Genomic DNA, 10,011 nt, shown 5'->3' on the forward strand with positions numbered 1-10,011 from the left:
AACTGGGCCCACAAAGCAGAAGAAGAAGACACCATGTCCTCCGGAGAGACGCGTCCGCTGGTTGCGCTCATCAGCGCCAACCCGGCCGCCATTGGGCCAGCCAATGAGGCGTTTGAATCAGGGTTCCCCGAAGCGCGGCTGTGGAACATTCTCGATGACCAGTTGCAGGAAGATGCGGACGTTCGAGGTGTGACAGGGTCCTTGGCCGAGCGAATGCACCGCTTGATCAACCATGCGGTGCTTGAAGGCGCGGATGCTGTCCTCCTCACGTGCCCCGTATATGCAACGGCTGTTCATTCCTACACCGTCAAATGCCCGGTCCCGCTGCTCGACCCTGATGCGATGGCACTGGATGGCCTCTTCGTACAGGTCCCGGGATCAGTCCTGGTGCTCGCCAGCGACCATCAGCCGCTGACCGTCGCGATAAACCGCTTTATCAACGAGTCTGCCGGGCGGGGCATTCCGGTGGAGACGCGCGGTGCCGTTGTTCCGGGAGCAAAGCCCGCTGCCCTGCACGGCAGCACAGAGGAGCTCGTCACCGCCCTGGCCGCAGTGGTCAAGGAACAGCCGTCGCCTCCCGACGCCGTATTGCTCGCCCAATATTCCTTGGCATCCGCGGCCGAGGAACTTCAATCCACCACAGGCATACCGGTTTTCTCCGGGCCCATCAGCTCAGCCGCGGCACTTCGCCGCACCATTCTTGGAGGTACACGATGATCGGTGTCATTGCCGACGACTTCACGGGCGGCACAGATGTTGCTGTCGCATTCCGCCGCGCAGGACTCCGCGTCCTGATCCAATTCGGCGTCCCGGATGTCGTCTCGGGCAACGACGGTGCCGACGTCGTGGTCATTGCGCTCAAAACCCGAACCCTCCCTGCTGATCAAGCTGTGGCACAGTCGTTGCATGCGGGCCGGCAGCTCCTGGACGCCGGGGCGAAGCAACTCTTCTTCAAGTTCTGTTCAACGTTCGATTCCACCCCGGCCGGGAACATCGGTCCGGTCAATGATGCCCTGGCGGACCTGACCGGCAGCAGTGTTACCGTCGTGGTGCCCAGCTCACCCTCGCACGGACGCACCCAGTACAACGGTCATCTATTCGTCCACCATCAGCTCCTGTCGGACTCACCCATGCGTCATCACCCTTTGACGCCCATGACGGATGCGCGCGTGCCGGAACTTCTTCGCTCCCAAACAGCACGCGCCGTCTCCTTGGTAACCCTGCAGCAAGTCCATACTGGAACCGAGGCACTGACCGCTGCGATCGACGGTCTGCAACACTCAGGAATCCCCTATGCCGTGGTAGATGCAGTTGAGTCCAGCGACCTTGCCACCATAGGCAGGGTGGTCATTGATCATCCCTTCGTTTCCGGAGCGGCTGGTCTCGCCGGCGGGCTGGCAACGGCAATCGCCGAACGCAAGCCCTCCACACGCAAGCCGACCCTCGTCGATGACGGGTCCGACCACGACGGCCCGGCCGTCGCGTTGGCAGGATCCTGTTCCGCCCGCACACTCCAGCAAATTGAAGCAATGCAGGCCGGTGGACATCCGTCATTTCAGCTCGATGCCGTAGCCGTACCGGACCCTTCCCTGCTCTCTGAAGCCGCCCTGGCCTGGTACGACGAGCAACAGCCCGGCACTGCCCCGCTGATCTACTCTTCGTTGCCGCCGGAGAAGCTCCGTGAATCCCAGCGCAGGCTCGGGGTCACCGCTTCGGCTGAAATTCTGGAGACAGCCATGGGCCTCATCGCCCGTGGACTGGTGCGGCGAGGGGTGCAGCGGGTGGTTGTCGCAGGTGGCGAAACTTCAGGCTCCGTGGTGACGGCACTCCACGTCAACGGCGGACTGATCGGTTCCGAGGCTGCCCCTGGTGTCCCTTGGATTCACACCTCACACAACGGTCCACTGGCCTTACTCCTGAAATCAGGAAACTTCGGTGACGTCGACTTCCTCGTCCAAGCGGTGAGCCCCCGAACGACTGTGGCCGTATAGCCTGTTTCCCATCAACTGACCACGAAGGGAATGGGGAACATCGATGTACAGTCTGTGGGTCACTCTGGAGGTACAGCCCGAAGGGCGGAAAGAGTTTCTGGAGGCCATCACGCGCAACGCCGAGCTATCTGTCAGAGATGAAGATGGGTGCCTTCGCTTCGATGTCATCGAGCTGGGCGCCGGAACGAACACCTTCGCCCTCTACGAGCTCTACACCGATCGTGCCGCCTTTGAGGAAGAGCACCTTAAAGCCCCGCATTTTCTGGCCTACAAGGACATCTCCACACGCGTCGTCGTCCCTGGAAGTCAGCGGGAAACCGGCGGCCCCATGATCGCGTCCTTCTAGAAAAACGGCCCGGCGTCCAGAGTGATGTCACCACCTGTGCGCAAAGTGGTTGACTGGCCGACCACTTTATCCGATGATTGATGTGGCCCACCTCACTAGCTTCGAGACAGGGCAGCATTCCTCAAAGGAGAGACTCAATGATAAATCGTCAACGGCCGGATTCACCCATGTTCGCCGCCGGTTCGTTCAACCGCCGCACACTGGTCCAAGGGGCCCTGGCGGGCGTGGCCCTGGCGGCCGGCGGCGGGGCCGCAGCGCACGCCACGTCCGAGAGGCCGGCGCCCTTTTCTGCCGGAACGGAAAGGGCTTCCTATCGGGTCCCCGGGCAGGCCACGGATTGCCATATGCACGTCTTCGATCCCGACAGATTCCCGTATCCCTTGCCGACCGCGACTCCGCCGCCCAAGGCAACAGTTGCCGACTACCGTCTCCTTCAACGCCGCACAGGCACCAAGCGCACGGTGGTCGTCACACCGTCGAACTACAGCACAGACAACCGCTGCACGCTCGACGCCATCGCACAGCTAGGGCTCCGGGATGCCCGTGGAGTAGCGGTGATCGACAACACCTTCACGGACGGGCAACTACGGGAAATGAACGACGGCGGAATCCGCGGAATCCGCTTCAACCTCACCCGCCCGGGTGGCGCCGGGGCGGAACTGATCCGGCCGTTGGCCGAACGTGTTGTAGACCTTGGCTGGCATGTGCAGATCCATATGACGGCAGAGGGAATCCAGGAAAACCTTGCTCGTATCACCGGCCTGCCCACCGAGCTGGTCATCGACCACATGGGCAGGATACCTGGAGCCGCAGGGACCGCGCATCCTGCGTACGCTGCCATTCTTCGACTCATCGATGAGGGAACCACCTGGGTTAAGCTCTCCGGCGTTTACCACGAATCACCGGTCGGACCCCCGTCTTACAGCGACCGCGCCGCAATTGGTTCGGCTTTTGCCCGGGCAGCCCCTGAGCGCATGTTGTGGGGCAGCGACTGGCCCCACCCTACGGCATCCCGGGGTGAGGTGCCCATGCCTGATGATGCCGCCATGGTGGATCTGTTTGCGTCATGGGTTCCGCGACAACAGGACCGTAAAAGAATTCTTGTGGACAACCCGGAAAAGCTGTACGGGTTCTGACTGGGACAACCCGGGCGCGGAGCCGCTGCCGTGCCCGGGCTACCGGCCCATCAGCAACGCCGCGGCAACCACGGCAGGTATGGCAGCAACTGAGGTGAGCAGGATTGAGTCGCGGGCGATAGCGGCGCCTCTGTCGTAGCGGCTGGAAAACAGGAACACGTTCTGGGCTGTCGGCAGGGCGCTCATAATCACGGCAGCGAACGCTTGCGTATCATCCACAGCGAAGACATAGCGGGCGAGGACAAACGTCAGCGCCGGCATGATGGCGGCTTTGAGTCCACTGGCGACCAATACGTCGGTCCGAGCGCCACCGGGCCGCAACGGCCTGCTTCCGGGCAAGCTCATACCAAAAGCCATCAGGACCAGCGGCACGGCCGCCCCGCCCAGGACCTTGAGCGGATCCCAGAGCAATGGGGGCAGCTCCAGCCCGCTCCAGGCCACAACGGCCCCGAGAAATGAGGCGATAATCATCGGATTCCGCACCGGTTGGGCGAGCAACGATCTGAGCGTGGGCCTCTGTCCTGTGGTGAGGTCAAGGAGCAGGAGAAACAGTGGCGAGAGCACCAGCAACTGCACGAGCAATACCGGGGCAACCGGAGTGGCGTTGCCAATCGCGTAGACCGCGACGGGAATCCCGATGTGATTGGCGTTGACGTAGGAGCTTGCCATGGCGCCCACAACGACTTCTGCGCCCTTGCGCTGAAACCACAGGGCACTCAGGCCCCAGTAAAGAAGGCACGTCAGTACAGCCGCAGCAAGGGCCAAGGGCACCAGGGCAGAGAAGATGTCACCGAGTTCCGAGCCTGCCAAAATGGTGAAGAGGAGCGCCGGGTTAGTGATGAAGAAGGCGATCCTGGACAAGACCGGCCCAGCTGACGGGCCGGCGATGCCAGCCCGTCCAGCCACGTAGCCAACCAGGATAATGCTGCCGACGAGCGCGAATCCTGCGAAAACCCCGCCCATTCAGCCCCCGTCCGTGCAGGACACCTTAACAGGAGCCACAGATCAGATTCGTGCGGCAGCGGCAGCCTGCTCGGGCGTGAGTGGTCGCGTAGTGCGTCCGTGCAGGAGCAGGTAGACCTTGGCCGTCTCCTCAAGCTCTTCAAGTGCATCCATGGCACTGTCCACATCTTTGCCTGCCACGACGGGGCCGTGGTTGCTCAGCAGCATGGCAAGGTGTTCGGCAGCTGTAGCCTCGGCCAGGCCCTCCAGCGCCGGATCTCCTGGTGCGTGATAGGGCAGCAATGGAAGGGTGCCTACCCGCATGGCGAAGTAGGCCGTCAGCGGCGGGATGGCGCTGCCGGTCGCGGTGTGCTCCAGGCAGGAGACGGCGGCCGAGTATGTCGAGTGGGTATGAACCACTGCAGAGTCCTGCGGACGGGCCCGGAGGACAGCCGCGTGCAGGAAGGCCTCCTTGGAGGGCTTATTGCCACTGACATGCAGTCCAGCGGCGTCAATGACTGAGAGCTCGTCCGGCCGGACAGTTCCCAGGCTGCTGCCTGTCGGGGTGACCAGAATGGCGTCACCCCAGCGGACGCTGATGTTGCCTGTTCGGCCGTGAGTCAGGCCACGGTTGAAGATGGATCGGGCTGCGTCCACGACGCTTTCGCGGAGGCGGCGTTCGGTGCTCATGCATTCTCTTTCTTGGGGGTCGTTGCAGGGGTTGAATTCCCCAGCAGTTGAGACCGTAGGGTGGCTGCTGCAAGTTTCGGGCCCGCCAGAACCGGTTTGCCGAGGGCCGCGGCCAAGGGCTCGGCCGCCGGGGAAAGCGAGTACTGGGCCAGCAGGACGGCATCAGAATCCGCCTGACTTGTGCAGGCCGCCTCGAGCGCGCGACACAAGCGTTCCGCGTCTGCGGCCGCTGCGACTGCCGCTGCCCCCTCGGCAACGATGCCGGTGACGGCGATGTCCTGACCGGCTGAGGCGGCTGCAGCCGAGAACCGCTCCAGCGCGTCTTCCAGCGGGCCCCTGGCGGATGCCAGCAGCACGATGCGTTTGTATCCGCCGGATAGAGCGGCCTTGAACGCTGACGCGTCGGGGGCATAGATCGGAATGGAGAGCTCAGCTGCCAGCCGTTCGGCGATGGGCCCGTACATGGAGCACGTCAAAAGGATTCCGTCCGCACCCTCTGTTTCGGCGTGGCGAATCAAGCGGGTCATGCGTTCGGCCAGCCCCTCCGTAACGCCCCCTTGGGCGGTGGCGTCGTCGAGAAGGCGGTCATCGAGTAGGTTCCATAACCTGGCTTCAGGAAAAACCTCATGAAAAGCCCCGGTCGCGGGCGGGATCGCCACCGGGGTCGCACTGATCAGCGAGATCAGCGGGTTGGATTGATGATGGGTCACGGTGCGTCTCCTAGTCGGCGGATTTCCAGCCATGTGCCATGGCAAGGATGAGGGTAAAAGTTCCAAAGGCAGCAGCGACCCAGTACGTGAGCGGCCCCAAGGTCTTGGACACCCCGATGATGAAGTCACTGCTACCGATCAGCAACCCCGCGAGCTGGAGCAGGACAAGCACCGTCCCCAAGAGCAGCATTGCTACCAGGAGTGCAACGAAGACCATGGTCAGGACACGGATCATTGCGTTGCGGCGCGGCCCAAAGCCGGGGCCGGCGTCGATGTTTTTTTGGGAAGACATATAACAGCCTTTCTGGTCCGGCTAGTGGGGAATAGGTAGCAAGTTGAACGCCACCACCACGGGAATGATCAGGAACGGCACCACATAGAACACCACCAGCGGCACGAACGTTTTGGCAGGATTCACTTCCGCGATGCTCGCAGAGATGAAAATGGACGGACCTCCAGGCGGGGACGCACCTTCTGTGGAGATGGCCACCATGATGGCGCAAACAGCCAAGGCCGGATGAACTCCTGCTGCCACAAGGACTGCAAACGCACCGCCGCCAAGGGTCGCGGCCGTGGCCGTGGCACTCAGCGGACCACCCACCAGGGCGATGATCACCACAATGATCAGCACTGTGACGATGGCTGGCGCGTTCAGGCCGGTGAGGGCATCACGCAGCTGCTTGTCCAGTCCAAGGGCTAGAAGGACTGCACTACCGGCAAAGGAGAAGACCAAGGTTGCGCCAATGTCCTTGAACCGTGGAGCTGTACTGGCGATGAAGGTGTACCAAGCACGCGGTGTGGACGGCAGTTGCTTACGACCAATGATGAGGCTGAGGATGCCCAGCAGGACAGGGATCCACAGCAGGATGTCGATCGCTTTGACGGCATCGGATCCCTTGTCGCCCAGCAGACTGGCGATGAGCTCAGCGCCAACGCCAACGGTAAGAAGAATCGGCACGGCTATGCCTAGGTAGACGATCAATGATCGCCACCCCTGCTTCAGGGACCGACGCAGCGGCATGAGTTCCTCGCCGGAGACCTTGGCAATTTTGTAGCGCCGCACAAAATAAAAGATGCACAGCAATCTCCACAGCACGCAGTAACCGGCGACCACGAACATTGCTACCAGGGTGGCGTTCTTGTCGATGTTCGGCCCTACGGTGGCGAGCCCCACGAGGATGAGATAAGAGGCGCTGGGCGGGATCACCGTGCCGTTGCCTGAGTTTCCTGCAACGACTGAGGAGGCGATGTGTTTGGGCCAGTTTGAGCGTTCCATCCAGGGAATCGTGACTGATCCGATGGTGGCTGCATTCGCAGACGCTGAGTGGGTCAGCGCCCCGAAACCTGCAGAGGCGAGGGTGGAGACGTATCCTGCGCCGCCGCGGAGTCGGCCAAGCATGGAGTTCAGGATATGGACCTGATGGTGGATGATGCCGGTCTGCGTCAGCACGAATCCGATAAAGGTGAAGGACATCGCCGCGAAAACCACAGGCTGCTTGAAGGCTTCCCCGAGGCCTGTGCCCAGAAGTGCGAAGAAGTCGGCTCCGCCAAACAGGCACAGTACGAGGAAGCCGACGATCATGGCCTCGCCGATGCCCCGTTTGACGACGGTGGCCCAAACAAGGATGGTGATGAGATAGACGATCAGCGCCCAGACGGCGATTCCCACGTCATCTCCTTTCTAGAGAGTGGACGAACGGTCTGCGTCGACGCAGTGCTCTGGTGACGGCTTGCCGTTTTCTGCGGACACGGTGAGGCGGTGCCTCAAGATCGCGACGGGACTGCCTGTGGCAGCGCGGAACTCCGGCGGACCGGGAGTTCCCGTGGTTGGATCCAAAGGGTGGGCTGCGATGGAATGTCCCCGTTCGTGGGCCACGAGCAATGCCCCCGCGTCGGAGTCCAAGCAGAAGAAACGGGGCCTGATACCGTGGGTCTCGGTCCAGCGTCCGGGGCCAAGACGGCCTGTTTTTGGATCGGCATCGTACGTACCGATAGTGTCCGGGAACTCACCACCGGGTGAATGGTCTCCAGGACCGCTGCGGTTGGAGACATAAACATGCTTCCCGTCGGCGCTGACCGCGATTTCGGCCCCGCGGCTGTCGCCGGTCACAGAGTCGGGCAGTGCGGACGTGGACTGGATTGGGCGAAGTGTTCCGGTGGCGGCGTCCCAACTGTAGGTGGTCACCGTTGAAAGAAATTCCTCAATCGAGTACACAAAGTTGTTGGCTGGTGAAAACGCCACGTGCCGTGGTCCAGACATTTCCCGCAACCGTATGGTCCGGTCCTGGTGCCACGTCAGGGATCCGGTGCTGTCGATCGAGATCGTGAAGATTGAATCCAAACCTTTGTCCGGGACTAATGCGTACGAACCGGTGGCGTCGAAGACCACCTGATGGGGTTTGGAACTGTTTTGATCACGCCGGTGCGGCCCGGTTTCGCCCTTGAAGGACAGCAAACCTGATACCGGACCGAGGCTGTCATCCGCGAGTATCCGGATGCTGGCTACCGTACCGCTGTTGTGATTGGCCACCACAAGAAACTGCTGGTCCGGGCTGAGTGCCAAATGGACCGGGTTCACTCCCCCGGCGTCAACCGTGTCGCGGTAATCGATGCGTCCGCTCGCAGGGTCCAACTCCAGGGCGCTGATCTGGTTCCCGTCGCCATGGGCGACATAAAGCTGTGTGCTTCTTGGACTGAGGATCATGAAACTAGGGTTGTCCATGCCCACCGTTTGCCGTGGGAGCCAGCGTCCGTCGTCGAGGATTTCAAAGACCTCCAGCCCGCTGCCGCGCCCCTCGCGCAGCACGCTGGTTCGTGAACCAACATAGGCAAGTTCAGTGACCCGCAAGGCTGGCCTCCCCCGCGTTAGCATCCGAGTGGACAGCTTGCGCCAGCATCCTGGGGTCCCCAAAGTTGCCGGATTTCAAGAGCAAAGCGATAGGAATCTCCCCTGTGGTGTAGATCCATGGCACGCCGGGTGCCATTTCCGTTCCGATGGTCCCACCCTGGACGCCCAATGCTTGGACAACCGCACCGGAGGTTTCACCTCCGGCGGTGACGATTCGGCGCACGCCCCTTTCAACGAGCCCACGAGCAATCAGACCGGTGGCCTGTTCGAGGATGGCGGAGGATCTTTCGGTGCCCAGAATCTCCTGGGTCCGGCGCAGCTCTGCGGGTTCGAGTGTTGAGTAGATCAGCGGCCTGGCGTCATGAGGCAGTGTCCCGAACCAAGCAAGGGCCGACTCTGCCAGCTGTACAGGGTCCGGCTTTGCGACAGCGTCGAGGAAGAACGAAGGTTCGTGCTCGCGCATGTAAGAGACCTGTTCCCGGGTTCGGGCCGAACAGCTTCCCGCCAAAGCGACCGCCCGCCCGGTTCCGACCGGGTCCTGTTCGTGGCTTTGGCTGTGTCCCCGGTTCCCCGCCAGAGATCGGCCAAGTCCCCCTGCCAGTCCGGCGGCGCCTGTGACCAATACATCGTCGCGGCAGGCATCACCGATGGCTTGCAGGTCTGTAGCGGTAATGGCATCTGTGACGGCATAGCGGACTCCGCGGCCGGCCATCTCATCCAGGTGATCCCGAATAGCCCGGGCGCCTGCACGAACCGTTTTTTGGGTGACGAGTTCTACGGGGCGTTCCGTCTGGGCACTGAGCAGACGGACGATGTTGGAATCTGTCATCGGCGTCAGGGGGTGGTGGCTCATCGGAGACTCGGCCAGTGGCTGTTCAGCGACAAACAGGTTGCCCATGTACTGAGTGCGGCGGTGCTCAGGCGAGGCGGGAGCAACCACCGTCAGGCGGGAACCTTGGAGATCAGCCAGTGCGTCGGCTACTTGGCCGATGTTGCCTTCTGGTTTGGAATCAAAGGTGGAGCAGTATTTGAAATAGATCTGTGAGGCGCCATGGTTCTTGAGCCATTCTGCGGCGCGCAGGGATTCGGCGACGGCGTCGTCTACCGGGAGGGTCCTTGTTTTCAATGCAATGACCACAGCGTCATGGTACGGCAGGATCGTCTCCGAATCGGGCGAGCCGAACAGAATGACTGTTGCCAGTCCGGCACGTCGGAAGGCGACGGCAACGTCAGTACCACCGGTCACATCATCGGCGATGACACCTATCACTGTTGTTCCTACCATTTCGTGGGGTTTCCGGACACGGACGCATGGCCTCCTGCCGGAAGTTGGGCAATGTGCGTGCAC

General features: G+C 61.9%; 11 protein-coding genes. 4 read left to right on the forward strand and 7 right to left on the reverse strand.

The window, feature by feature from the left end; translation table 11 throughout:
- The 4 genes from AR689_RS22455 to AR689_RS22470 form a co-directional block, all read left to right on the forward strand.
- The coding region (locus tag AR689_RS22455; protein WP_062073954.1) for a hypothetical protein at window positions 1-717 on the forward strand (717 nt) is incomplete at its 5' end.
- A complete protein-coding gene (otnK, locus tag AR689_RS22460) occupies window positions 714-1,991 on the forward strand; it encodes a 3-oxo-tetronate kinase (RefSeq protein WP_062073955.1) in 1,278 nt (425 codons plus the stop codon). The genes AR689_RS22455 and otnK (AR689_RS22460), both read left to right, overlap by 4 nt.
- Before the next feature lie 43 nt (window positions 1,992-2,034).
- A complete protein-coding gene (locus AR689_RS22465) occupies window positions 2,035-2,337 on the forward strand; it encodes a putative quinol monooxygenase (RefSeq protein ID WP_062073956.1) in 303 nt (100 codons plus the stop codon).
- Window positions 2,338-2,474: 137 nt separating this feature from the next.
- Window positions 2,475-3,473: an amidohydrolase family protein gene (locus AR689_RS22470; RefSeq protein ID WP_197412978.1), complete on the forward strand. Its 999-nt coding sequence runs from the start codon at window positions 2,475-2,477 to the stop codon at window positions 3,471-3,473.
- Between the two features lie 39 nt (window positions 3,474-3,512).
- Here the strand turns inward: AR689_RS22470 and AR689_RS22475 are convergent, their stop codons facing one another.
- The 7 genes from AR689_RS22475 to otnK (AR689_RS22505) are packed head-to-tail and all read right to left on the reverse strand — an operon-like array spanning window position 3,513 to window position 9,933.
- Window positions 3,513-4,436: an AEC family transporter gene (locus AR689_RS22475; RefSeq protein WP_062073958.1), complete on the reverse strand. Its 924-nt coding sequence runs from the start codon at window positions 4,434-4,436 to the stop codon at window positions 3,513-3,515.
- Window positions 4,437-4,478: 42 nt separating this feature from the next.
- A complete protein-coding gene (otnC, locus tag AR689_RS22480; RefSeq protein ID WP_062073959.1) occupies window positions 4,479-5,105 on the reverse strand; it encodes a 3-oxo-tetronate 4-phosphate decarboxylase in 627 nt (208 codons plus the stop codon).
- Complete coding sequence (locus tag AR689_RS22485; RefSeq protein WP_062073960.1) at window positions 5,102-5,815, reverse strand: aspartate/glutamate racemase family protein; 714 nt, start codon at window positions 5,813-5,815, stop codon at window positions 5,102-5,104. The genes otnC and AR689_RS22485 overlap by 4 nt, the downstream gene beginning before the upstream one ends.
- 10 nt (window positions 5,816-5,825) lie before the next feature.
- Entirely contained in the window at window positions 5,826-6,107 is a 282-nt protein-coding gene (locus AR689_RS22490) for a hypothetical protein (protein WP_062073961.1), read from the reverse strand.
- A gap of 21 nt (window positions 6,108-6,128) precedes the next feature.
- On the reverse strand, window positions 6,129-7,484 hold the full coding sequence (locus AR689_RS22495; RefSeq protein WP_062073962.1) for a TRAP transporter large permease subunit: 1,356 nt from the start codon (window positions 7,482-7,484) through the stop codon (window positions 6,129-6,131).
- 12 nt (window positions 7,485-7,496) lie between these two features.
- Window positions 7,497-8,663, reverse strand: a complete 1,167-nt coding sequence (locus AR689_RS22500) for a lactonase family protein (RefSeq protein WP_062073963.1) — start codon at window positions 8,661-8,663, stop codon at window positions 7,497-7,499.
- The gene (gene otnK / locus AR689_RS22505; RefSeq protein WP_197412979.1) at window positions 8,650-9,933 is read right to left on the reverse strand and encodes a 3-oxo-tetronate kinase; all 1,284 of its coding nucleotides are present in this window, start codon (window positions 9,931-9,933) and stop codon (window positions 8,650-8,652) included. Before otnK (AR689_RS22505) ends, AR689_RS22500 begins: the two co-directional genes overlap by 14 nt.
- Between the last annotated feature and the right edge of the window lie 78 nt (window positions 9,934-10,011).

Origin of the sequence: Arthrobacter sp. EpRS71, assembly GCF_001512285.1 — a bacterium.
Lineage (GTDB): Bacteria > Actinomycetota > Actinomycetes > Actinomycetales > Micrococcaceae > Arthrobacter.

Excerpts from the sequence above, each read along its gene's own strand:
- otnK (WP_062073955.1), top strand. The coding sequence starts at position 714 with ATGATCGGTGTCATTGCCGACGACTTCACGGGCGGCACAGATGTTGCT.
- AR689_RS22465 (WP_062073956.1), top strand. The coding sequence starts at position 2,035 with ATGTACAGTCTGTGGGTCACTCTGGAGGTACAGCCCGAAGGGCGGAAA.
- AR689_RS22470 (WP_197412978.1), top strand. The coding sequence starts at position 2,475 with ATGATAAATCGTCAACGGCCGGATTCACCCATGTTCGCCGCCGGTTCG.
- AR689_RS22475 (WP_062073958.1), bottom strand. The coding sequence starts at position 4,436 with ATGGGCGGGGTTTTCGCAGGATTCGCGCTCGTCGGCAGCATTATCCTG.
- otnC (WP_062073959.1), bottom strand. The coding sequence starts at position 5,105 with ATGAGCACCGAACGCCGCCTCCGCGAAAGCGTCGTGGACGCAGCCCGA.
- AR689_RS22490 (WP_062073961.1), bottom strand. The coding sequence starts at position 6,107 with ATGTCTTCCCAAAAAAACATCGACGCCGGCCCCGGCTTTGGGCCGCGC.